Source organism: Pontibacter oryzae (assembly GCF_003576375.1).
Classification (GTDB): Bacteria; Bacteroidota; Bacteroidia; order Cytophagales; family Hymenobacteraceae; genus Pontibacter; species Pontibacter oryzae.
On the sequence record NZ_QWGE01000004.1, the window covers coordinates 19,863 to 44,508 of the forward strand.

20 protein-coding genes and 2 tRNA genes are annotated in these 24,646 nt (G+C 49.6%); 9 read left to right on the forward strand and 13 right to left on the reverse strand.

From position 1 onward, the window contains the following. Positions 1-197: 197 nt before the first annotated feature. Together D1627_RS12300 and D1627_RS12305 are read left to right on the forward strand one after the other, a co-directional pair. Positions 198-1,448: an ABC transporter permease gene (locus D1627_RS12300; RefSeq protein ID WP_119432580.1), complete on the forward strand. Its 1,251-nt coding sequence runs from the start codon at positions 198-200 to the stop codon at positions 1,446-1,448. Positions 1,449-1,561: 113 nt separating this feature from the next. After that, on the forward strand, positions 1,562-2,656 hold the full coding sequence (locus D1627_RS12305; protein ID WP_119433010.1) for an efflux RND transporter periplasmic adaptor subunit: 1,095 nt from the start codon (positions 1,562-1,564) through the stop codon (positions 2,654-2,656). Positions 2,657-2,715: 59 nt separating this feature from the next. Here the strand turns inward: D1627_RS12305 and D1627_RS12310 are convergent, their stop codons facing one another. Further along, positions 2,716-3,324 (reverse strand): membrane-associated protein, encoded by a 609-nt coding sequence (locus D1627_RS12310; protein ID WP_119432581.1) that lies wholly within the window; start codon positions 3,322-3,324, stop codon positions 2,716-2,718. Positions 3,325-3,455: 131 nt separating this feature from the next. On the opposite strand from D1627_RS12310, the gene D1627_RS12315 reads away from it, so the two are divergent. Then, complete coding sequence (locus D1627_RS12315; protein ID WP_119432582.1) at positions 3,456-3,950, forward strand: GNAT family N-acetyltransferase; 495 nt, start codon at positions 3,456-3,458, stop codon at positions 3,948-3,950. Positions 3,951-4,000: 50 nt separating this feature from the next. On the opposite strand, the gene D1627_RS12320 is transcribed toward D1627_RS12315, so the two are convergent. Then, entirely contained in the window at positions 4,001-6,487 is a 2,487-nt protein-coding gene (locus D1627_RS12320; RefSeq protein ID WP_158607183.1) for an outer membrane beta-barrel family protein, read from the reverse strand. A gap of 266 nt (positions 6,488-6,753) precedes the next feature. Continuing rightward, positions 6,754-7,293, reverse strand: a complete 540-nt coding sequence (locus tag D1627_RS12325; protein ID WP_119432584.1) for an RNA methyltransferase — start codon at positions 7,291-7,293, stop codon at positions 6,754-6,756. A gap of 115 nt (positions 7,294-7,408) precedes the next feature. Here D1627_RS12325 and D1627_RS18610 point away from each other — a divergent pair, with 115 nt between their 5' ends. The 6 genes from D1627_RS18610 to D1627_RS12350 all read left to right on the forward strand — a co-directional run bounded on the left by D1627_RS18610 (position 7,409) and on the right by D1627_RS12350 (position 14,171). After that, complete coding sequence (locus D1627_RS18610; RefSeq protein WP_262697035.1) at positions 7,409-7,540, forward strand: hypothetical protein; 132 nt, start codon at positions 7,409-7,411, stop codon at positions 7,538-7,540. 276 nt (positions 7,541-7,816) lie between these two features. Continuing rightward, positions 7,817-10,450 carry a DNA mismatch repair protein MutS gene (gene mutS, locus D1627_RS12330; RefSeq protein ID WP_119432585.1) on the forward strand — a complete coding sequence of 878 codons (2,634 nt, stop codon included), beginning with the start codon at positions 7,817-7,819 and terminating at the stop codon, positions 10,448-10,450. A gap of 327 nt (positions 10,451-10,777) precedes the next feature. Continuing rightward, positions 10,778-10,850 (forward strand) — tRNA-Gly (locus D1627_RS12335). An 80-nt stretch (positions 10,851-10,930) separates the two neighbouring features. Next, a tRNA-Leu gene (locus tag D1627_RS12340) sits at positions 10,931-11,014 on the forward strand. 464 nt (positions 11,015-11,478) lie between these two features. Further along, positions 11,479-12,561, forward strand: a complete 1,083-nt coding sequence (locus tag D1627_RS12345; protein ID WP_119432586.1) for an acyltransferase family protein — start codon at positions 11,479-11,481, stop codon at positions 12,559-12,561. A gap of 380 nt (positions 12,562-12,941) precedes the next feature. After that, entirely contained in the window at positions 12,942-14,171 is a 1,230-nt protein-coding gene (locus tag D1627_RS12350) for a DUF418 domain-containing protein (protein WP_119432587.1), read from the forward strand. An 11-nt stretch (positions 14,172-14,182) separates the two neighbouring features. On the opposite strand, the gene rodA is transcribed toward D1627_RS12350, so the two are convergent. The 10 genes from rodA to D1627_RS12400 form a co-directional block, all read right to left on the reverse strand. Continuing rightward, positions 14,183-15,508, reverse strand: a complete 1,326-nt coding sequence (gene rodA / locus D1627_RS12355) for a rod shape-determining protein RodA (RefSeq protein WP_119432588.1) — start codon at positions 15,506-15,508, stop codon at positions 14,183-14,185. Beyond that, positions 15,472-17,298: a penicillin-binding protein 2 gene (gene mrdA / locus D1627_RS12360; RefSeq protein WP_119432589.1), complete on the reverse strand. Its 1,827-nt coding sequence runs from the start codon at positions 17,296-17,298 to the stop codon at positions 15,472-15,474. Before mrdA ends, rodA begins: the two co-directional genes overlap by 37 nt. Next, entirely contained in the window at positions 17,295-17,828 is a 534-nt protein-coding gene (locus D1627_RS12365) for a hypothetical protein (protein WP_119432590.1), read from the reverse strand. Before D1627_RS12365 ends, mrdA begins: the two co-directional genes overlap by 4 nt. Continuing rightward, the gene (mreC, locus tag D1627_RS12370) at positions 17,818-18,684 is read right to left on the reverse strand and encodes a rod shape-determining protein MreC (RefSeq protein WP_119432591.1); all 867 of its coding nucleotides are present in this window, start codon (positions 18,682-18,684) and stop codon (positions 17,818-17,820) included. The genes D1627_RS12365 and mreC overlap by 11 nt, the downstream gene beginning before the upstream one ends. A 9-nt stretch (positions 18,685-18,693) precedes the next feature. After that, a complete protein-coding gene (locus tag D1627_RS12375; RefSeq protein WP_025608913.1) occupies positions 18,694-19,719 on the reverse strand; it encodes a rod shape-determining protein in 1,026 nt (341 codons plus the stop codon). A gap of 291 nt (positions 19,720-20,010) precedes the next feature. Next, complete coding sequence (gene purH / locus D1627_RS12380; protein WP_119432592.1) at positions 20,011-21,534, reverse strand: bifunctional phosphoribosylaminoimidazolecarboxamide formyltransferase/IMP cyclohydrolase; 1,524 nt, start codon at positions 21,532-21,534, stop codon at positions 20,011-20,013. 34 nt (positions 21,535-21,568) lie between these two features. Next, positions 21,569-22,162 (reverse strand): phosphoribosylglycinamide formyltransferase, encoded by a 594-nt coding sequence (gene purN / locus D1627_RS12385; protein WP_119432593.1) that lies wholly within the window; start codon positions 22,160-22,162, stop codon positions 21,569-21,571. 540 nt (positions 22,163-22,702) lie between these two features. After that, positions 22,703-23,086 carry an SRPBCC domain-containing protein gene (locus D1627_RS12390; protein WP_119432594.1) on the reverse strand — a complete coding sequence of 128 codons (384 nt, stop codon included), beginning with the start codon at positions 23,084-23,086 and terminating at the stop codon, positions 22,703-22,705. Between the two features lie 83 nt (positions 23,087-23,169). Then, positions 23,170-23,994, reverse strand: coding sequence for an HAD family hydrolase (locus D1627_RS12395; protein WP_119433011.1), 825 nt, complete (start codon positions 23,992-23,994; stop codon positions 23,170-23,172). 131 nt (positions 23,995-24,125) lie between these two features. Continuing rightward, positions 24,126-24,626: a PaaI family thioesterase gene (locus D1627_RS12400; protein ID WP_119432595.1), complete on the reverse strand. Its 501-nt coding sequence runs from the start codon at positions 24,624-24,626 to the stop codon at positions 24,126-24,128. Positions 24,627-24,646 lie beyond the last annotated feature (20 nt).

Consider the following 24,646-nt stretch of genomic DNA (forward strand, 5'->3'; position numbering starts at 1 on the left):
AGTGAATGAATTTTGAATAATTGAATATTGAATAATTGAAAGGTATGAATTTCCCCGATTTAGGCAGGAGTGCTTTTTACACTTGGGAGTCTGTAACTGCTTGTAATTCAAGCTACAATCCACTCATTCACTCAATCAAAATTTAAAATTCAATTATTCAAAATTCAAAAGTCAGTTATTCAAAATTGTAAACGCGCATGATCGATATTGATAAGTGGACCGAGATTTATAACACCGTAAAAAAGCATAAGCTGCGCACAGCACTTACGGCTTTTGGGGTGTTCTGGGGCATTTTTATGCTGGTTGTGCTGCTGGGCGCGGGCAAAGGGCTGGAGAATGGCATTACCAGCGAGTTTAACATAGCCAAGAACGCGGTCTTTGTCTGGAGCCAGCGGACCAGCGTGCCATACATGGGCCTGAAAGCCGGACGTTATATTCAGATGACGAACGATGACGTGGCGGCCATTAAAGCCAATATACCGGAAGTAGGCGTGGTGGCGCCAAGCAACCAACTGCGCGGCGATTTCACGGTGAATTACAAGGACAAAAGCTCCTCGTTTACCGTGAACGGCGAAACGCCCGAGATGCTTTTTGTAAAGCCGCTAACCGTTACGGGTGGCCGCTTTGTGAATGATATCGACATGCGCGAGAAACGCAAGGTAGCTGTGGTTGGCCCGCGTGTGCTGGAGGTGCTGTTCCCGAACGAGAAAAACCCGATTGGCAAGTATATCAGCATCAAAGGGAGCTACTTTCAGGTAGTGGGCACTTTTACGCCCGTCGGCAAAGGCGAAGACATTGTGGAGGACTCCAAAGTAATTTACATACCGCATACGGCGTTGCAGCAAACCTTTAACCAGGTGAACAGGATTGGCTTTATGGCCATGGTGCCAAAGCCAGGCGTGCCTGCCGCGCTCATCGAGGACAAGGTGAAAGCCCTGCTGATGCAGCGCCACCAGGTAGCACCCTCCGACCTGAAAGCCTTTGGCTCGGCCAACGTGGAAAAGGAGTTTCAGGATGTGCAGGGGCTTTTTGCAGGCATTGCGGGCTTTAGCTGGTTGGTAAGTATAGGCACCATCATCGCGGGTATTATTGGGGTGGGCAACATTATGCTGATCGTGGTGAAAGAGCGCACCAAAGAGATCGGTATCCGCAAGGCGCTGGGAGCCACGCCCTGGTCCATCGTCAGCCTCATCATTCAGGAGTCTATCGTGATAACGGGGTTGGCGGGCTATGTTGGTCTTCTGGGGGGTACAGGCCTCATCGCCCTGATCGAGTACCTGATGCGCAGGTTCGAGGTGCAGGCGGGCTTTTTTGGCATACCCGAAGTTAACCCCGGCATCGCCTTTACCGCAACGGTGCTGCTGGTGGTAACCGGTGCGCTGGCCGGACTCATACCTGCCACCAAAGCCGCCAGGGTGAACCCTGTGGTGGCCCTAAAAGATGAATAGTATGGTTTACCAGGAAGTATAAAAACGGATGTGCGCGCAGGTATACTTGCCTGCAACGCTAAAGTATGCGTGCGCACAGTGCTAGAATAAGACTTGTTAATTGATAAATGGTTATGAAAAAGGTTCTATTAGGCTTGTTTATCGTGGTTTTTCTGGGGCTTTCGGGCTGGCTGGGCTACTACTTCTACAAGAAGGCAAACACTGACCCGGTGGTTTACAAAACAGAATCGCCGTTCGAAACGGAGATAGTGAAGAAAACCGTAGCCACTGGCTCTATTGTGCCGCGCAAGGAAGTGCAGGTAAAATCGCAGGTGTCGGGCATTGTGGAGGAGCTCTATGTAGAGGCCGGTGAGGTAGTGAAAAAGGGGCAGCTGCTGGCTAAGATCCGGATTGTGCCCAACATGGTAAACGTAAACAACGCCGAAACGCAGCTGCAAACCGCCAAGTTAAACTTTCAGGAGGCCAAGCGCGAACTGGAGCGGTACGAAAAGCTGTATGCCGAGAAAGTAATCCCGGAGCAGGAGTTCCGCAAGTATAAATCCGACTTCGCCTTGAAGCAGGAAGCCCTTTCTGCCGCCGAAAGCAACCTGCAACTGGTGCGCGAAGGCTCCTCGCGCAAGCGCGGGCAATCATCGAACCTGGTATACTCCACCATTGATGGCATGCTGCTGGATGTGCCGGTAAAAGTCGGGACCTCGATCATCGAGCGGAACAACTTTAACGAGGGCACCACCATTGCCTCCGTGGCCGATATGCGCAGCCTTATTTTTGAGGGCAAGATCGATGAATCAGAGGTAGGCAAGCTAAAAGAGAACATGGACCTGCTGCTGACCATTGGCGCCATTGAGGGCCGCGTGTTCAATGCCACCCTGGAGTATATCGCCCCAAAAGGTGTGGACGAGGAAGGGTCTATCAAGTTTCCGATCCGGGCCAAAGTGCTGCTGGATGAAAAGGACTTTATACGTGCCGGCTACAGCGCCAACGCCGACATTGTGCTGGATAAGCGCGAGAAAGCACTAGCCATAAAGGAAAGCATGCTGAAGTTTGAGAAAGAGGAGCCTTACGTGGAAGTAGAAACCTCGCCGCAGGTGTTTGAGAAGCGCAAGATAAAAACCGGCATTTCGGATGGCATCAACATTGAAATACTGGCCGGCCTGCAGAAAAAAGATAAGGTAAAAGTGCCCGAAGCAGGTATGGCGCAGATATAACCTGGAAAAATATTGTTGTTTGTTTAAGGTGAAAGGAGCGGGTGCAATGCCCGCTTTTTTTATGGAGTCTCACCAAACAGCCACAAAAGCAGCAAATGCGACGGCAGGTAAACGGCAACCGGGAAGAAGAGCATCACGGCAAGCAAGTATAATTGCCTGGGCACTTTGTGCTGGGCCTTCTCGCCGGGGCCAAATACCCAGTTTATGTTTTCTTCAGGGTTTGTAAGGTAGTAGGTAAGGGGCAGCACCAGCCAGGCAAGGGCCGTTTGCCAGTAAAGCGCCTGCCGCTGGTAGCCCCACTGGCTCAGCAACCAAAGTATAAGCACCGGTAAAACCACATGGAAAAGCGACAAGCCGCGCAGAAAAAGGCTTTTGCGCCGGTCAAACATATAGCTGCTCAAGCCTAAAAGCGTGCGCCCGGTTATCAGCTGATAGAAGTAGTCCAGGTTCCAGGCGAGTTCTGGCAGCAGTACGGCTACGGCCATCATACTTAGCAGCAGCTTAGAGCCCGTCCAGAGGGCAATGCCCACAGCAAACAGCGCAATATCTGAGAACCATAGAAAGTTGCCCGGCCCATACTTCCTCCAGTACACCGGCACCAGCACGGCCACAAAAGCTGTGTAGCTAAGTTGCAGCCATAGCGGCGGCAGTGCAGTGGCGGTTTCCATGGGCGGCTTGCGGTTGTTTAATCTTGTATACCTATGTTGCTGAACATCGGGCCATATTTAAAGTATAAATCCCCGTGCTACCTGTGCGGGCAATTTCCTAACTTTGCGCTGTTCATACTTTCGTTACCATCATGGCACAGCATTATAATACCCCTTCTGCTATTCAAATCGTGGATTTTAACCTGTTTTACGCCAAGGCGTTTTATGACCTCAACCACGAGTGGATCTCAAAGTATTTTGTGATGGAAGAGGCCGATACCAAATCGCTGAGCGACCCGCAGGGCTATATCATTAACAAAGGCGGGCACATCCTGATCGCACTCTTTAACGGCGAGCCGGTGGGCACCTGCGCCCTTATAAACGATGGTGATGGAGTGCTGGAACTGGCAAAAATGGCTGTGGCTCCTAAAATGCAAGGCATGAAAATTGGAAAGATGCTCGGAGAGGCCGCCATAGACAGGGCGCGCCGCGTAGGAGCCAGCAAAGTATACCTGGTATCAAACCGCCGCCTGCAAACGGCCTTAAACCTGTACGAGCGCCTCGGTTTTATGGAAGTGCCCATGCCACCCAGCATCTACGAGCGCGCCGACATTAAAATGGAGCTAGAGCTAACGAAAGAAGTATAGTTTGATGCATTGCAAGCCGCGCCAACGTATACTTTAGCGGCTATAGCTGCCTAAAAATCCTCTTCATCGCCACCGCCTCGGTCTGGCTCCTCGCGGTTTCTGCGGTGGCTGTCTTTCTCATCACTGTTCAGGCGGTAGGTAAATCCTATGTAGAAAATGCGGCTCTGGCGGCGGTTATTGCTCTCGGTCCGGAACGTATCGCTGAAGCGCGTGTAGTTCCACTGGCGGGTGTTGAATACGTCAGACACGCGCAGCATCACCGTGCCTTTCTTATCCAATACATCCTTCCGAATGCCTAAACCCGTGCTGAAAAGCTGCTCGCGCCGACCTTGTATGGTGGCCGTGGGTGCGCGGTAGTATGCGTTCAGTTGTATGTCCAGGTGGTTCCAAACGGTCATGGTGGAGTTGATGCGGGTGTTCCAGCTAAGCTGCTGGTTGCTGAGCTCGGTATCGCCTTGGGTGTCGTTAAGCTCGGTTCTAAAGCCGGACAGGCTGCCGTTTAGCCGCCACCAGTTGCCGATAGTATGCGTGGCGCCAAACTCCAGGCCGTAAGAGGAGCCGCTGGCCAGGTTCAGGAAGGTTGTCTCGAAGCGGGTGTACGTTTCGCCGTCTTCGGTTACCTGGGCCTCCTGGCGCAGGCGTTGCACCTGGTTGGTGGTGCGGCGGTAGAACGTGCTCAGGTTAGCCGAGGAATTGCCCCAGTATTTCAGGTAGCCCAGTTCCAGCGAGTTAATGTATTCCGGGTTCAGCTTTGGGTTGCCGTAGTCTACGTCAAACTTATCGGAGCGGTCTACGAAGGGGTTCAGGTAGCGGCTGCGCGGGCGGTTTATGCGGCGGCTGTAGCTAAACTGTACTTTGTTATCATTATTGATGTCGTGAGTGATGAACAGGCTAGGGAACAGGCTGAAGTAGTTGTTGGTGTATACTTCCTCCTGCGTGCGCTGGTCGGAGGTGGTGTAGGTTTGCTCTGCGCGCAGGCCCAGCTGGTAGCTGAAGCTCTTATACTTGTTGCTGTAGTTGGCGTAGGCGGCGTGCACCTGCTCGTCATACACAAAATGGTTGCTGAGCGTGTCGTTAAACACAAAACGGCTCTCCGGGAAATCAAACACGAAGAAGCGCGAGTCCTCATCCAGCCGCTGAAACGAGCTGCGGAAACCTGTCTCGACTCTGCTGTCTTCAGACAAAGGGTGCACGTAATCCGCCTGCGCCGTAAAGCGCGTGTTTCCGTCATCCGTTAACGTGTTTTGCCGCGACGACCTGCCTTGCAACGTTTCCCTGAACTCGCTGCCTTCCTCATCAAAGTTATTAGTATAAACCAGATCCGCGGTCAGCTCCTGGCCTTCGCGCTCAAAGGTCTGGCGGTAGCCCAGGTTCAGATCCATGTTATAGCCTTGCTCGGTGTCTTCGGTGAGGCGGGTGCGTTGGCCAACTTCCTGCCGGTCTGTGTTTAAAAAGCGGTAAAGCAGGTTGCTGGAGCCTTCCTCGTCATCGGTGCGGTAAAACACGGAGGCAGATAACGCTCTTTTTGGCGATAGGTAATAATCGGCACCGAAACGGAAATTATGCGACACATCCAGGTTATCGCGCTCGCGCTGCTGGTCCAGGAAGTTATACCGGATGGTGTCCTCGCCGCTGATGTTTGAGATGGTGTTGCCCAAGTAATCGGTAAAGCTGCTGTTGGTGCCGGGGCGGGTTCGGTGCCGGAAATCGTAGCCCGCGTTTAAAGACCACTTGTCGTAGCGGTAGTTCAGGTTGAGCGAGGAGTTGTAGTTCTCGTACGTGCCCACGTTTACCGAGGCCGAGCCGTTAAAGCCGGGCTTTTTCTCTTTCTTCAGGATAAGGTTTATAACGCCGGAGGTGCCCTCCGGGTCATACTTGGCGGATGGGTTCGTAACAAGCTCAATACTCTCGATGAGGTTTGCCGGAATCTGGTCCAGGCTCAGGTTGGCTAAAGACGTGCGCTTGCCATCTACAAGTATGGTTACGTTGGAGCTCCCGCGCAGGCTCACGTTCCCGTCAATATCCACGGTAACAGAGGGTACATTCTGCAGCACATCAGCCACAGTGCCGCTCTCGGCTGCAACGTCCTGGGCGACGTTTACCACGCGCTTGTCCAGGTCATACTCTACCAGTTCGCGCTCTGTTACGATCTCTACCTCGTTTAGCCGGGTAGTGGAAGCCTGCATGGTAAGCGTGGCGAGCTGAAGGGTAGGGGCGGTGGCGGATACGGTAAGGTTTTTAACATACTTGGTAGGGTAGCCTACCAGCGAGATACGGAGCAGGTACCTGCCAAAAGGAACTGGCTGGAGGTTAAAGCGGCCACTGACATCGGTGGTGGCGCCTGTTACCAGGCTGGAGTCGCGGGGGGTAAGCAGCACGACGTTGGCAAAGCCGAGCGGGGTTTTCTGAGGGCCTTCCACTACTGTGCCGCTAATGTTGCCGCTGGCAGGAGCCGGGCCGGGTGCTTGTGCCTGAAGGTTTGTGGGTAAGTAAAATGCTGCGAGTATAAGTATGAATTGGAGTAAGTAAGTCTTCATGAGATAATGTGTGTATACAGTGTTTGCCGCGGTTATAATGTTAAGGGTGGTAGGATAGATTACAAGTATAAATTTACCTGGCGCTTGGCAGGTATGCTTTAAGTACGACGCATGCCGAGGCCATAGGTTTAACATGCCCGGCTAAAAAGTGTTTTTTTAACTGGCTGCAGAAGAGCGCTTAACACTTAAAGTTACTAAAAAACGGGAAGGCCGGCTTTAAAGCGCCAACCCTCCCGTGTAAGATTTAAGATGAGCCCAGGTATACATTACTGCTGGCCAGCCAGTATTTTGCTCAGGAAATCCCAGACTACCACACCTGTGGCCACCGATATGTTGAGCGAGTGCTTGGTGCCGAACTGCGGAATCTCCAGCACAAAATCAGAATGGTTTATTACGTCCTGCTCCACCCCGAAAACCTCGTTGCCCAGCACCAGCGCATACTTCTGGCCTGCCTCCGGCTGAAAATCGTTTAGCTTCACGCTGTTCTCGGCCTGCTCCACCGACCCGATTTTATATCCTTGGGCTTTCAGAGCCTTCACCAGTGCAAGGGTATCGGGCACATGCTCCCAATCTACTGACTCGGTAGCGCCCAACGCAGTTTTCTCAATATCGCGGTGCGGAGGCTTCCCCGTAATGCCACACAAGTATACTTTTTCGACCATAAAGGCATCGGCAGTCCGGAAAACAGAGCCCACGTTGTTCAGGCTGCGCACATTGTCGAGCACCAAGACTAACGGTATTTTTTTCTTATTTTTGAATTCTTCAACCGATTCGCGGTTGAGGTCATCCATCGAGAGTTTTCGCATTCTTTTAGACATTAGACGCTAGACATGAGATATTAGACTTTGCATCCAGCGCGGCTGCAAAGTTCCGGTGGTTTTAGGCAAAAGGCAAACTAATTGTTGCTTGTTAAATTGTTGAATGGCTAAACTGCTGGACTTGGAAAGTATGACACTTGCTTTTGCTCTTTTTGCTCTTTCGGATTTGAAATCCGCAAAGGATAGGCAGCAGCGAACAGGCCAGCAGGCGGATTACAAATCCGCTTTTAGTTAGTTCCGGATTACAAATCCGAAACAGCAGTTTGTTTAAGAGCTGGCTTTTAAGGTAAGAACTTAGGAACAGCAAGCCCTTAGTATAGCGGCTGCCAGGTGCACTAATGACGATTTTTTGTTTGAGCGTTCAGCGAGTGGGGGTAGGGGCCCTCTTATTTTCTCATCAAGGAGAAAAGTAAGGCCTAGCCGGCGAGGCGAAAAGCTCGCAAGAATCTTTAAAGAAATTATTTAAAATGAAACTATACTCTAAGAGTATAGAATTAAATAGAGTTACAGTATGAAAGGAGAAGGCAAAGGCACGGTAACCCCGCTGATGAAGCAATATAACGCTATCAAGGCAAAGCATCCGGGGGCGCTGCTGCTGTTTAGGGTAGGGGATTTTTACGAGACCTTCGGCGAGGATGCCATTAAGGCAAGTAAGATACTGGATATCGTGCTGACTAAGCGCGGTGCAGGATCATCCTCGGAAACGGCACTGGCCGGCTTTCCGCATCACTCTTTAGATACCTACCTGCCCAAACTGGTGCGTGCCGGCGAGCGCGTGGCCATCTGCGACCAGCTCGAAGACCCGAAAACGGTAAAAGGCATCGTGAAGCGTGGTGTAACAGAGCTTGTAACGCCTGGCGTGTCGTTTAACGACCAGGTGCTGGAGCGGCGCAGCAACAATTACTTGGCCGCTGTGCACTTCGGCAAAACCGAAACGGGCGTGTCTTTTCTGGATGTTTCCACGGGCGAGTTCATCACGGCGCAGGGCGATAAAAACTACATTAGTAAGCTGCTGCAAAGTCTGGCGCCTGCCGAGGTGCTTTTCTGCAAGCGCGAAAAAGAAACCTTTACCGAGCGCTATGGTCCCGACTTCCGGTACTATGCTCTGGAGGAGTGGGTGTTTAAGTATGATTACGCCTATGAATCGCTGACACGGCAGTTCGGAACGGCCTCTCTGAAAGGTTTTGGCATTGAGGGGATGAGCGAGGCCATTATCTCGGCGGGCACTATACTTCATTACCTTTCCGAAACGCAGCACAACGAGATTAGCCATATTGCCACAATCTCCCGACTAGAAGAGGATACGTATGTATGGCTCGACCGCTTTACTGTGCGCAACCTGGAGCTGGTGTATCCGCAGCATCCAGAGGGCGTACCGCTAATCAACGTGCTCGACCAAACCGTGACACCCATGGGGGCTCGCCTGCTTAAAAAGTGGGTAGTGCTTCCCCTGAAAGACGTTACCCAGATTCGCCGCCGCCTCGATACCGTAGAGGCTCTGACAAATCACCGCGAGCTGCTGGATGAACTGGTGCAGCACCTGAAGCAGATCAACGACCTGGAGCGCCTTATCTCGAAAGTGGCCGTACGGCGTGTAAATCCGCGTGAGCTGGTGCAGCTGGCCAAAGCGCTGGAGGCCATACTTCCGATCAAGAAACTGCTTGCCGCCAGTGGCATACCTGCCCTGGTTAAACTGGCCGACCAGCTAGCCCCCTGCGATGGCTTGCGCGAGGAGATCCGAAATGTGCTGAAGCCGGAGCCGCCCATGCTCACCAACCAGGGTAATATGATCAACGAGGGCGTGAACGAGGAGCTGGATGAGCTGCGTGCCATCGCTTTCTCAGGCAAAGATTACCTGGCACAGTTGCAGCAGCGCGAGATCAAGAACACGGGTATCAGCTCGCTTAAAATCGCCTATAACAAAGTATTTGGCTACTACCTGGAAGTAACGCATGCGCACAAAGACAAAGTGCCGGCCTCCTGGATACGCAAGCAAACGCTGGTTAACGCCGAGCGCTACATCACCGAAGAGCTAAAGACTTACGAGGAGAAGATTTTGAATGCCGAGGAGCGCATTTATACCATCGAGTTCAGTCTGTTCAACGAGTTAGTGCTGTATGCTATGGATTACGTGGCGCAAGTACAGCAAAATGCTAAAATTATCGGTGTAATTGATTGTCTGAGCGCCTTTGCCGGCATTGCCCTGAGCAGCAACTACGTGAAGCCCGAGGTAAACGAAAGTCATATTCTTAATATTAAAAAAGGCCGCCACCCGGTTATCGAAAAGCAACTGCCGCTCGGCGAAACCTACGTGCCAAACGATATTTTCCTGGATAACGAGGAGCAGCAGGTAATTATCATTACAGGCCCAAACATGGCCGGTAAAAGCGCCCTGCTTCGCCAGACGGCTCTTATGGTGTTGATGGCCCAGATCGGTTCCTTTGTGCCGGCAGAGGCTGCGCAAATCGGTATCATAGATAAAATCTTTACCCGCGTGGGTGCTTCGGATAACCTGTCGAAAGGCGAGTCTACGTTTATGGTGGAGATGACCGAAACGGCAAGTATACTCAATAACCTTTCGGACCGCAGCCTGGTGCTAATGGATGAGATTGGCCGCGGCACCAGCACCTATGACGGTATATCCATTGCCTGGGCCATTGTGGAGCACCTGCACAACCACCCGAAGTACAAGGCCAAAACCCTTTTCGCGACACACTACCACGAGCTAAACCAACTGGCCGAGGAACTGCCGCGCGTGAAGAACTATAACGTATCGGTGCGCGAGGCAGGAGGCAAGATTTTGTTTATGCGCAAACTGGTGCCGGGTGGCAGCGAGCACAGCTTTGGTATTCATGTGGCCCAGATGGCCGGGATGCCGAACAACGTAGTGCTGCGCGCCGATGAGATCATGCACCACCTGGAAAAAGAGAAGGTATCGGAACAGGCTCCGCAGCAGAAAATGAAGACCGTGCCGAAGAACAACTACCAGCTAAGTATGTTTGAGCTGCACGACCCACAGTTGGAGCGCGTGAAGGAACTAATGGAGCAACTCGATATAAACACGATAACTCCCGTGGAAGCGCTGCTAAAACTAAATGAGTTAAAATTACTACTACAGGACAAAGAGAAGTCTGGCGTACGTTAAAAAATGCCTAAAATGATTTTTTGCCGGTGCGACTATACTTCAAAATATAGTTGCATCGGCTTTTTCAATAGTTCTGGGTCTAACAAATAGATGCTTAAAGTATAAATTTGCTTGTTTTCTGGCTCAGGAAGTATAAATTTACACTTAGATGAAGGTGCAGCGGCAGGCAGCACAAACCGGTTCTAAAAAAGTTTGAAAATTTTCTCCCTGATAATCAGCAAGAAGAGTGTTAGTAGTTAATTTTTTTTAGAGCGGCTCTTGACATCTCAGAATTTGTCTATATCTTTGCATCACTAAATCACTACAACGATTTAGGAAATGACAAAAGCGGGAGTAGCTCAGTTGGTAGAGCGCGACCTTGCCAAGGTCGAGGCCGCGGGTTCGAATCCCGTCTCCCGCTCGCTTAATTAAGACAAGAGACGTTGTGATAAACAACGTCTTTGTTTTTTAAAGTCACCTCTTCGGGATTAGCCCGAAGTTGCCGGGATGGTGGAACTGGTAGACACGCAAGACTTAAAATCTTGTGAGCGCAAGCTCGTGCGGGTTCGATTCCCGCTCCTGGTACTCAATTTACTATATTTGCAGAAGCAGATATACTGAAAAAGCCGCTTAAACACTGTTTTAAGCGGCTTTTTGCATTTATAGCTTTCTTAAGCTTAACCCTCCGTTTAATGACGCTGCTTAAATAATATATGGCTTTAACCAAACTAATTAAGCTAAAAACTGTATCCTAATTACGTTGCGTGCAAAGCCAAGATTTAGTGTTTGCAAGCGTTTACCTCTTGTGCAAATGATGGCACAGGTTGTTTCAGACTAAGGAATATTTGCTAACTCTGACCGAGAGGCCTGCAAACTTCGAAATGTTGCACATCTTAGTAGATGTATATTTAAATAATCACACAAAATAAAAAAATATTCACCTTAAAGGCACTAACTTCTTTTAAGGATTGTATCTTAGATGCCTCTATTTCAATAGTATAGAGCATATATTATATACTTTGCTGTAATAAGCTATAACACAAATTTATATGAGAATACAGGAACTTGACGCGCTTCGCGGAGTAGCTGCTTTTGGAGTGTTTTTGTTTCATTTCCAGTTATTTAACTATGGTTATCTGGGAGTGCATCTATTCTTTATAATATCAGGTTTCGTTATCCTGCTCACTGCAAATAGCGTTAAAAGCTCCTCAGATTTTGTGATTGCACGTATTTCAAGGTTGTACCCAACCTATTGGGCATGTGTCATACTTACCTCTTTGGTGCTAATTCTTGCGGGCCAAGCCATTTCTCTGAAGCAGTTTGTACTCAATTTAAGTATGTTTCAGATGTTTCTTGGAGAAAAGAATATTGATGGTGCTTATTGGAGTTTGGCAGAAGAACTTGTGTTTTATATGGTTGTTTTCGGCGCGCTTGTGTTAGGGCTTGTGCGGAATGTGCGCTTATGGGGTGGATTTATGTTGATTTCGGCGATAGGGGGCATTTTTCTAAACCCTGAACTTGGGCTTCAGAAAAACCTGCAGGATGTTGTAAAATACTTTGCGCTGTTTGTAGCCGGAGCTTTGTTTTATCAAGTATACATAGCTCCAAAGCTAAAAGCTGAGCACGTTATAGGCTTGCTTCTTTGTTTCGCTGTAACCATACAATATCAGTTTGGTAAACACCTTAGCTACTATAATCATACATATGAGGCGATAATTATTGGTGCTTGCTTCGGGATTTTTACTTTGCTGGTAGCAGGCAAGTTGGGCTTCCTGAAACAATACAAATGGGCCCTGTTCATAGGTGAGATATCTTATCCGTTTTACCTTTTACATCAAGAAATCGGCCTTGCCTTCCGTAGGCTCTTCCCTGCACAGGATATGTGGGTGCATATAGCAGTAGTAATCGCTATATTTTTTGGAATTGCGGCCATCGCAACGCTGATAAATAGGTACATAGAGAAAACTATATCGAAAACGGTTAAGAATAAACTTAGTGCCTGGAACAGCCATATAAAGTGGCCAAGCATGCAACGCAAAAAAGCAGTGGTGCTTGAGCCGGTAAGTACTTATGGCGTTAGCCTGGCAGGAGATACAGAAAGCCAAGAACAGAGCCAAACGGCAACTATCTAGGGCGTCTTCTGAACCTGAATTACATGCACTTAGCTTTCTTTGATGACAAATCAGTTACAGTGCTAGCTGCTTTGAATTGTCAAGAGATGCTATCTTTACATTGCATAAATGACTGAAAGTGCTCAGTTATGTAGACACAGCGTGTGTCTAATTTTTTAAAGCTGAAGGTTATAGATAGTTGCTGAAGCGTGAAATACCTTCTTAGGTAGCTACTATTTTAAAAGTTCTCTTGAAGTTCACTGATAATTTAACGATGTTGAAACTATAATATCGAGAGGTGGTATAAGGAATATGATTTTTTCTGTTTGGTACTAACTTAAAAATAGGAAGTACCACAGACACTTAGTATTTCCCTTACGGCTAGTCCCTTATATTATAGCATGCCTTATACAATTGCTCCGGCTAAACAAACTGAAAAAACGGAGGTTCCTTCTAAAAGAATTGAGGTCATTGATGCATTGAGGGGCTTCTCTTTATTAGGTATCATCCTAACGCATACTACCTATTCTTTTCTGGAAACAACTGCACAGCCAACCACTATTGGCGACTCGGGCAATTTAAGCCTGATGGAAAATATGATAAAAATGGGGGTCCAAGTATTTGCCACTGGCAAGTTCTATAGCATCTTCTCGTTTTTGTTTGGGCTAAGTTTTGCCATACAGCTGCAGAGCGCAAAAAGTATGGGGCGCCCATTTATAGGGCGCTTTTTATGGAGACTGGCTATACTTTTGGTATTAGGATATTTGCATACGCTACTTTACCCACGCGATATCCTGCAGATTTACGCCTTGCTGGGTACGGTGCTTATCTTTTGCGTGAATTGGTCAGGTAAAAAGCTTTTGATGTGCAGCTTGCTGCTATTTGTGGTAAGTATAATGGCATCAATATTTGCACCACAGCTCGAAGCTCTCATTTATCCTCCTATTACAGCTGCAAACCAGTATGTGATCAGCGAAGTATTTGGCGTTGCCAAGTTTGCCTTTCTGATACCATCCGGAAGAGTGTTTGTAACAGTATCGCTGTTTATGCTTGGGCTTTATGCCGGCAGGAAAAACATATTTAAAGATACGCCTGCCCATAGAGCCTTTTTTAAGAAATTGCTGATTTGGGGTGGCGTAGCCTCAGTTATTTGTACAGGCATTGTAGGTCTAATCGCTTTTGCAGGGCTAGGTACTAATTTTACTGCTGGTGTTATTGAGGCCATCTGCACGGACATCCAAAAAATAGCGCTTTCAACCTTTTTTGTAGCATTAATTGTGCAACTGTATCGGAACAAAAATGCCCTAAGCTACATGTTGAGCTGGCTGGTGCCTGTAGGTAGAGTAGGGTTGACCGTCTATGTTTCGCAATCTTTGTTTATGGTTGGGTTCTATGAGTACGCGCTTGCACCAGGGGCGATCAGCGAACTAGGGCTAATGTTAGTATTACCTATTACACTGCTTTACTTTGCAGGGCAAATGCTGCTAGCCTCCTGGTGGATGGCCAATTACAGGCTTGGCCCGCTGGAGTGGCTTTGGAGGTCTCTTACATACTTAAAGGTGCAACCTATCCGTAAGCCTGTTTACAGTACAGTAGAGGCAGGTGCCATGGGCTCAGTTTCCTCTAAATAGTACGAAGCGGGTTATCTTGCCAACTCCTTGGCTCTGTTAGCATCTATTGCTAAAAGTATAAACAGCAGGATTGTGAAAGACCAAAGCGAGGAGCCTCCGTAGCTGAAAAAAGGCAAAGGAATGCCTACCACGGGCGCCAGCCCGATCGTCATGCCAACGTTTACCAGAAAGTGGAAGAAGATAATAGAGGCAACGCAGTAGCCATAAGTGCGGCCAAATACCGACTTCTGCCTTTCAGCGATGTTTACGATGCGTGTAAGCAACAGCAGGAAAAGCCCAATAAGTATGGTGCTGCCAATCCAGCCATGCTCCTCACCTATAGTACAGAAGATAAAGTCAGTACTTTGCTCCGGCACAAAATCGAATTTGGTTTGCGTACCCTCTAAGAAGCCCTTGCCCCACAAGCCACCAGAGCCAATGGCAATTTTAGACTGCGTTACGTTCCAGCCAAAACCCAAGGGGTCAGCCTCAGGGTTGATAAGCGCCTTAATGCGGTTCTGCTGGTGTGGTTGCAGCACGTCATTCACAAAAAAGTCAACGCTGAAAATCATTGCCACCACAACTCCCCACAGAGCAATTATCACCTTAAAGCGCCGTAGCAAGCGGTAGTCTAGCCAAGTGGCCAGGGCCATAAGTATGGTGATGCCCGCAATTAGGTATAACTTCGGAACAAGCAATGTAAGTATAAATACAGCTGCTGCGGAGCCACCTATAATGAGTATAAGCGGCGACATGCCCTCGCGGAAGTATGCCAACACAAAGGCTGCGAACACCAGAGCAGAACCAGTCTCGTTTTGCAGAATAATGATGAGTGGCGGCACCAAGGTGATAGCTGCCAGAATCATCTGGTCCTTAAAGTTCTGCTGGCGTAGGTTTATGGTGCTCAAGAACCTGGAGGCAGCAAGTGCAGTGGCAAACTTGGCAAGCTCGGCTGGCTGCAACCGGATTCCGGCCCCTAGATCAAGCCAGGAGCGTGAGCCGGCAATCGGCTTTGCAACCACAAGTGTTACCAGCAGCAACAGTATGATAAAGCCATAGATAGGGTAGGCTAAATGCTCGTACACCTTATGGTCTACTACAAGCAGCACGATAATCAACAGGAAGGAAGCCCCGATCCAGGCTAACTGCTTGCCGGAGTTTATATCCATGCTGAAAATGTTGATCACATTGTCGGGGCTATAAACGGCGGCATAGATATTCATCCAACCCAACGCTACCAGCAGGAAATACAGCAACACGGTTACCCAGTCGAGGTGCGGGGTAATCAGGCGGGACGAACGGCGAACGGTGGTCGGGCTCACTAATCTATTTCCAAGTACTTTCTGCTCAACACCCATTGTTCCATCGGTTTTCTAGACACGGAGTCTGTTAAATACTTTTCTATCATCAGGCCGGCAATTGGCGCCGCCGACTGTGCTCCAAAACCAGCGTTTTCTACATACACTGCGATTGCGATTTTCGGGTTGTCTTTCGGGGCAAAGGCCACGAACACTGCGTGGTCCTTACCCTGCGGGTTCTGGGCAGTACCCGTTTTACCACAAACGGCAATCCCGAGCTTAGCCAGGCTGGCGTTGCGGCCCGTTCCCGATTCCACTACGGCAGCCATGCCATCTACCACAGGCTTAAAATGCTTGGCATCGATGCTAGTATAGTGGCGCTTTTGATACTGCGGCAAAGGCTTTCCGTTTTCGCCGATAGAGCGGATAACGTGCGGTGCCACATAATAGCCTCTATTGGCCATAATAGCCATAAAGTTGGCCATTTGCAGCGGTGTTACCCCAAGCTCTCCCTGGCCTATACTTAGCGAATAAATGGTTGAGAACTTCCAACGGTTCTCGCCATATATTTTATTATACATGGTAGGAGAGGCTATAATGCCGCTTTTCTCGTTTGGTAAATCAATACCGAGCTTTGTGCCGAACCCAAAAGTTGTGATTTGCTCACGCCAATCTGCCAGCCCAATGGCCGTATCCTTAAAGGTGTTTTTTGATTTGCCCTGGTTAATGGTTGCGCGAAATACTTGATAAAAGTATGGGTTGCAGGAAGTTTTAATTGCTACCTCAAGATTGGTAGGCGCTTGGTGCGCGTGCGAGCATTTTACAAGGCTTTGGTTGCACGGGTACCCAGTATTTGGTGTAATTACGCCTTCCTGCAAAGCAATCAGCGCTTGTGCCAGTTTAAAGATAGAGCCCGGCGGGTTGCTGCTCGCCATGATTGGGCGGTTGAACATGGTTTTGTTGGGCTCATTTAGCAGCGCCATGTAGTTTTTGCCATACTCCTTGCCCGTAAATAAGTTAGGGTCATAGAAAGGAGATGAAACGTAGGCCAGCACCTCGCCAGTAGCAGGCTCTATGGCCACTACGCTTCCTTTGGCGCCATTCATGAGGTACTCGCCGTAGGCTTGCAGGTCCAGATCGATGGTGCTGATAAGGTTTTCGCCAGCCACAGCCAGTGTATCGTAAGTGCCATCCCGGAACGAGCCTTTTTCCACGCCCCGCACGTTTACCATCTTATACTTTACCCCGCGCTGCCCCATTAGGTATTGCTCATACTCCAGCTCTATACCGCTCTTGCCAATATAGTCGCCGGGGCGGTATCCTCGGTAGGTTGAGTCATCTAGTTGCTTTGGGCTAATCTCGGCAATATACCCTAAGGCGTGTGCCAGGCTCTGGTGCGGGTAACCACGCGCCGTACGGGCATTGATGTAAAACCCGGGGAAGTCGATCAGGTTATCTTGAATGTACGCAAACTCGCGGGTGCTGAGCTTTTGATAGAACGGGGAAGGCTGCACATATGAGAACGCGCGTGCTTTCTTCAAGCGTTCGCGCACATCCTCTAAAGGCAGCTTTACCAGTTGTGAGAGGCGCAGCGTGTCCAGGTCTTTAACATCCTTTGGGATCACCATCAGGTCGTATACCGGTGTATTCTGTACCAGCAACTGGCCTTTACGGTCGTAGATTAATCCACGGAAGGGGTACTGCACAATGGCCTTGATGGCATTCGTCTCGGCGGCCTGCTTATAACTGCGGTCAATTACCTGTATATAAAAAAGCCGGAGGGCGAAGACGATGCCGACCAGCAGGTAAATGCCTTTAATAACGTATTTTCTGTTTTCTAAGTATTTCATCGGTAATCTATCCGCTCTCGCTTGTGTGAGAAGAACAGAAGTTGGAGAATAACCATTACAATACCGGTAAAGAAGGTGCTAAGAAGTATCTTAACTATGGTATACCAAGCTGTCTGAAACGTAATTGTTTCCAGAAAGAAAACAGCCGTATGGTGTAACAGAACAAGCGTAAAAGTATAAGCCAGAAACCATCGCCCCCCCATGGTATGTATGTTCACGGTATCGCTAGCCTCGTAACCATCGCGGGGTGTGAGAAGGTTCAATATGTGTGGCCTCAAAAAGGCCAGCAGTACACTGGCGGCAGCGTGTATACCCATAGTGTCATAGAACATATCCACGGTGAAGCCAAGTATAAACGCCAGCGCCAAAAGCCATACTCTGCTGATAACCAGTGGTAAAAAGAGCAAGAAGGCTACATAGATAAAGCAAAACCCGGTACTGAAGAGCACCAGGCTATCCATGAGCAGCACCTGCAGGGCCACAAATAAAAAAAACTGGGCAATATGTTTTAAGCCAAAGCTACTGTTCATCGGTAATGATGCCTGCGTTTTGTTCTAGCGTTTCGCGCTCTTCCTCTTTCGTGTTCTCCACAACATATACATAAGACAGCTGGGCAAAATCCACAGCCAGCTTTACCTTAATAGTATAAAAGCTCTTATCCGGCTCCTGCTCAATAGAGCTAATCGTGCCGACCATAATGCCCTCCGGGAAAACGGTGTTAAAGCCGCTGGTTACGATGGTGTCGCCTTTCACGGGTTTAATATGCAACGGAATATAATCCAGCAACACAGTGCGGTAATCGCCACCAGTCCATTTAATGGTGCCAAAGGTGTCGCTAGCGCGTATTTTAGCTGAAATCAGCATCTGCGAGTGCAGCAGCGAGGTTACTGTTGCATAGTTCTCTGAAACGGTTTTTACCCGGCCCACCACACCTTGCGGCGATACAACCCCCATACCCGGCTTCACGCCATCGGCAGTGCCGGCGGCAATGGTCAGGTAGTTGTTCATGCGGCGCACGGAGTTGTTTATTACACGCCCGGCATGCAGCAAGTATGGATTTGCCTGGCTGCTATCCGTGGCGGCATAATACGTGCTGTCCAAGCTGGCGGTGCTGTCGGCCAAAGCCAACAGGCGCTGCCGCATCAGTTCCTGGCGCAGGTTGGCGTTTTCCTTGGCCAGCGTTTGGTTAATGCTGGTTAACCGGAAATAGTCCGTGATGCCGCTCTGGAACTCCAGCACTTGCCCCACATACTTGTTTGCCGAGTTAAAAAACGCTGCGCCCTGGTACGTATTGTAACGCACAAGCAGGTACACGCACAGCGCCTCCAGTAATACAAACACGAGGAACGCACGGAACCGGTAAATAAATGCAAAAAGATTCCGCATCTCGCCCTGTTAGGTTAGCAGGACATTCTTAAACCCTTCTATGTTTTTGATGGCTGCGCCCGTGCCACGCACCACCGCTCTGAGCGGATCTTCGGCGATATGGATCGGGAGCTTGGTTTTTGCAGCCAGGCGCTTATCCAGGCCGCGAAGCAAGGCACCACCACCAGTCAGGTGTATACCGTTGTCGTAGATGTCGGCAGAAAGTTCTGGCGGAGCGATCTCAAGGGCTTTAAGCACGGCTTCCTCAATTTTAGAAACTGATTTATCCAGCGCGATGGCGATTTCCTGATACGTAACCTTGATCACCTTCGGGATACCCGTCATCAGGTCGCGGCCACGAATCTCGTAATCTGCTGGTGGGTTTTCGATCTCGGTCAGGGCAGCGCCTACCTCAATCTTGATCTTCTCAGCGGAGCGCTCCCCGATCAGCAGGTTGTGCTGGCGGCGCATGTAATCCAGAATGTCTTTGGTGAACACGTCGCCGGCAATGCGGATGGACTGGTCGCAAACAATGCCGGATAAGGCAACCACGGCAATCTCTGTGGTACCGCCCCCGATGTCCACGATCATGGAGCCGATCGGTTGCTCCACGTCAATACCGATACCAATGGCGGCGGCCATCGGCTCCTGTATCATCCATACTTCCTTGGCTCCGGCGTGCTGTGCCGAGTCGCGTACGGCGCGTTTCTCAACCTCTGTAATACCAGACGGGATGCAGATAACCATGCGGTGCGATGGCTGGAACAGGCGGCGGCCCGTGTCAATCATCTTGATCATGCCACGGATCATTTCCTCAGCAGCGTGGAAGTCAGCGATCACGCCATCCTTCAGCGGTCGGATGGTTTTGATGTTCTCGTGCGTCTTCTCGTGCATCTGCATGGCGTTGCGGCCAATGGCAAGTACACGGCCCGTTGTGCGGTCCACGGCGATGATGGAAGGTTCGTCAACTACAATCTTATCGTTGTGGATGATCAGGGTATTGGCAGTACCCAGGTCAATGGCTATATCGCTGGTTAAAAAATTAAATAGTCCCATGGTAAAGTATGAAAGGCGTGCGGTTGCCTGTTATATTTTCAATATACAATATTTCTAGTCAAAAACTTGCGGCAAAATTAGTGAATTTCAGTGGAATTAATAATGCTGGTGCGCTTCTATAGGCTGAATAAAGTTTTTTATTGTGCAAAAAGGGCGCAAGTATACCCACTAGGGTTACTAACGACGTGCCTTGCATTAAATTGAGTAAGGCTTTGTGTTTAAGCCCGGGACTAAAATAAAATCCCCGGCCTCGTCAGAAACCGGGGATCTTTAGCTAGATGTGAAGTATGACTAGTGCTTAAAGTGTCGCACGCCGGTCATCACCATGGCCATGTTATGGGCATCGCAGTAGTCGATTGAGTCCTGGTCTTTGATGGAACCGCCTGGCTGCACCACGGCTTTAATGCCGGCCTTGTCAGCAATCTCCACGCAATCCGGGAACGGGAAGAACGCATCGGAAGCCATGACCGTCTGGCTCACATCGAAGCCAAAGCTGTTGGCTTTTTCGATGGCCTGGCGCAGGGCATCCACACGCGAGGTTTGGCCCACACCGCTAGAAAAAATCATTTTATCCGTGGCAAGCACGATGGTGTTAGATTTGGTGTGCTTGCATACTTTGGCCGCAAACACCAATGCCTTCTTCTCCTCAGCGGTTGGCTGGCGCTTGGTAGCGGTCTTAAAGTCAGCTTCTGTTTCGGTGGCTAAATCTTTGTCCTGCTCAATTACGCCGTTCAGAAGCGTTTTGAAAAGCTTGTTTGGCAACTCTACTGGCTTTTGCTTCAGTAGGATGCGGTTTTTCTTGCTCTTCAGCAGGTCTAAGGCGTCCGCGTCATACTCCGGGGCAATCAGTACCTCGAAGAACAGCTTGTTTAATTCCTCTGCCACAGCCAGGTCAATGGTTCTGTTCGCGATGATCACACCGCCAAAAGCAGATACCGGGTCAGAAGAAAGGGCGTTCAGGTAGGCTTCCTTCATGGTTTCGCCGGTGGCGCAACCGCAGGCGTTGGTATGCTTCAGGATGGCAACAACTGGCTCCTCAAACTCAGCGGCTAGGGCCACGGCAGCGTCCACGTCCACTAAGTTATTATAAGAGAGCTGCTTGCCGTTAAGTTGCTCAAACAGGTCTTCCAGCTTGCCGTAGAACGTGCCTTTCTGGTGCGGGTTCTCGCCGTAGCGCAGCGGCATGCTGTGCTGCACACTTTGCTTAAATGCCTGCGTTTCCTCCTTGGCATTCATATAGTTAAAGATATGGGTATCATAATGCGAGGATACATTGAAGGCCTTGGCGGCAAAGCGCTTGCGGTCTTCCAGCTCCGTGGCACCGTTTTTCTCCTGCAGCAATTCTACGACCTCGTCATATTGCTCGCGCGATGACACGATCAGTACATCCTTGAAGTTTTTGGCCGCCGCACGGATCAGGGAAATGCCCCCGATGTCTATCTTCTCGATCACGTCTGCCTCTGCTGCGCCTGATGCCACGGTTTCCTCGAACGGGTAGAGGTCCACAACCACCAGGTCAATCGGCGGGATTTCATACTTTTCGCGCTCCGAAAGGTCGCTGTCGTTGTCGCGGCGGTGCAGAATGCCACCAAATACCTTAGGGTGCAGCGTTTTTACGCGGCCACCGAAGATAGACGGATAGTCAGTCAGGTCTTCCACAGCTACCACTTGGGCGCCCTGCTCTTCCAGGAACGTTTGCGTGCCGCCAGTAGAGTAGATGGTTACACCGTGTTGCTTTAGCAGCTCCACCAGTGGCTCTAGGCGGTCTTTGTAGTACACCGAGATCAGTGCGGATTTAATTTTAACGGGTTGCATGGGTAATTAATGTATGGGGTTGATTATCGTGTTTTTACAGTTCTTCCTTTTTCAGGAGCAGTTTCTCCACCACCAGGGGCAGGAATTTATGTTCCAGCTGTAGTACGCGCGCGGCAAGCTCCTCGGGGGTGTCGGTAGGGTATACTGGGCAGTGCTCCTGAAGTATAAACTCGCCTTTGTCGTACTCCTCGTTAATGCGGTGAATGGTGATGCCCGACTTATCGTCGCCGGCTTGCACTACAGCAGTATGCACATTTAGGCCGTGCATGCCTTTGCCGCCATACTTGGGTAACAGGGCAGGGTGTATGTTGATGATGCTATCAGGTAAAGCCTGCAGGAAGTTTTGCGGCACCAGCCACAAGAAGCCGGCCAGCACCACCAGGTCGGGCTTGAACTGCTGCACCTGCTCCACTATTTTATCGGAGTTATAAAACTCATCCCTGGAAAATAAAAAAGCCGGGACGTGGTAGGTCTCGGCTCGTTGGAGGGCATACGCTTTCGGGTTGTTGGAGAAGAGGGCGGCCACACGAATTTCAGGGTGGTGCTCGAAATGCTCCAGCAGCCGCTGCGCATTGCTCCCCGATCCAGAAGCGAAAATGACTATATTTTTCTTGTTCTTGGGTTCCAATGGTATTGGGTTGTAATGAAGCTACAAATATAGGGGGTTCTGGTTTAGATATAAATGTATAAGTATAAAATCGTGGTTTATACTTTGAATAGCCGTTCTCCTTAATCTGAAATAGGCTATACTTTTCTGGCTACTGCTAATCCCCGGCTTTACAACCAGCTTGTTGTATTTCTGGCTTTGGTGCCCTCAAGGCGGGGGTAGGGGCCCTCTTCTTTGAGCATCGCGCGGTGTATTGAAGCTGCCATCGCTTCGCTGTAGGCTGCCCTTCGGGCACCGCATTAATACAAGGCGCTCAACTCAAGGACTGGGATCATATTTGATAGCTACCGCTAATGGAGCTTCAACAGAGTTCCCCTCCTTTGACAAGGAGGGGTAGTGGTAGTTGGACCCGGTGATGCAGAAACTCCCGACCTTGTACTTTGAAGCAGAGCAGGGGAATGACGCCGTTCTCGGGAGGGGTGGGGTTACAGCTGCGTGAATTGGTTGTGGCTTGTCTAGCAGCTAGCGATTCATACTTTAACTGAACAAGTATAAATGGCTTTACTCACCTTCGTAGAAATCAATCAAAGAGGCAAAGTATGCTTCGTTCCAGCCATCGGTAATATCCTCATAGGCTTCGTCGGGGATGTTGGTGTGGCGTAGCTCTGCCGAGGTGCCATACTTGTGCGGGTGCAATTTGATGGTAACAATAGAGGCTTCTTCCTGCTCTCCGAAGTACCACTGCTGCACCAGCAACTTGTTTTCTTCGAATTCCAGGTTTTTACCAGTTATACTTCCTTCCCAAAGCGAAAACTCCGAGCCAGGCTCCGTAGACATTTCTGCGGTTTCGCCTGTCCAAAGCTGAATGGTCTGTGGGTTTGTCAGGGCAATGTATACTTCCTCGGGATCAGCGGGGATGATGTAGTATTTTTTATAGTCTTTCATTTGCAGGGATGTTATACATGAGGATCAAGCCAAAAGCTTAGAGGACTGTGAAAGCGCATCTCGCCTTGACTTGAATGCCAAAATTAATTCCAATACTTTTCAATAGCTATGGCTACGCCATCGTCGGTGCTGTTTTCGGTGATTTCTTTGGCTACGGCCTTTACCTCGTCGCGGGCGTTGCCCACAGCTATGCCCATCCCCACAGACTGTAGCATGTCTATATCGTTGTAGTTATCGCCGAAGGCCATTACCTCCTGCATGCTAATCTCGTAGCGCTTGCTAAGTAAAAGCTCCAGTGCGGTGGCTTTGGAAATGGCACGCGGCGCAATCTCTAGGTAAGTATCCTTGGAGCGGTAGGCGTGTACTTGATTTGCGTACTTAGTGGTAAGCTCCTGATACAACGCTTCGATCTCATCGGCTGGCCCCATGCACATGACCTTATGAGCGCCGGTTTTTGTCTGGTGCCAGCGATCAAGTATCGGTGCCAGCTCCGCAATCATGGGAGTTACTTTGGTGTTTTGCTCCTCGCGCTCGGCCCAATAATCCCGCTGGGGGGCATACCAGTTGTCCTGCTCGTAAAGGCTGACATGGATGTTGGTGTTATAGGCAAAAGTATGAATAGCCTGGCAAACAGTAGCTGGCATTTGTACAGAGTCCAGTTGTACGGGCGCGGTGTTGGCATCCTCGAAATAGAGCACATAGCCGCCGTTAAAGCAGATGAGCGGGTGGTGCAGTATGTTCAGTTCGTATTGCAGGTGGCGCATGGCACTTGGCATACGGGAGGAGGCAAGTATAACCGGAACATCTTCCGTTAGCTTTTGGATGGTATTGATCGTGCGCTGGGAAAGTTGGCGGTCTGCATTAAGCAAGGTGCCGTCAATGTCAGTGCAGATGGCTTTAAGGTTCATGAGTGGGTACTGTGGTTCAGACTGCAAGTTACGCGTATGGCTAGCCAAAACCCAATAAAAGCCCAGGCTTTGGCGTAGCCGGCAAGTATACAAGTATAGGCAATTGGCAGCATGTATTTCTGAAATGCAGTTTAGGCTGTCTTCTTCGCCTTCATCGACCAGGTAAACCGAAACTCAGCCACTTTATCTCCTTGTTCGTCCATGCCTATACTTGTGGCTATAACCGTTACGCCTTGGCCCGTAGCTTTAGTTTCTGCTGCCGCTTGCGCTATTTCTGCGCCGTTGGTGCAGGTAAAAGTGATTTTGCCTACAGCTTTTTTAGTGAAATCGGCCTGCATGCCTACCACCAGCATCGATATGGAAGGCCGGGATTTATAAACATGCATCATGCAAAGCGCCCCTGTAGATAGCTCTGCCGCCATACTTAGGCAGGCAAAGTATATAGATTTAAACGGGTTTTTGTTGATGTACTTGTAAGGTATCGTAACCGATGCCTGCTCGTGGGTAAGCCTAGCTACGCGTAAGCCAGCGAGATAAGCCATGGGCAGCTTTGCCAGCAGAAACAGGCGAAACTTGACAGGTGATAACACTGTACTTTGAAACTCAGCAGCAGTATCTTTCTGGGTTTGCATAGGAGGCTTGTTTATACTTA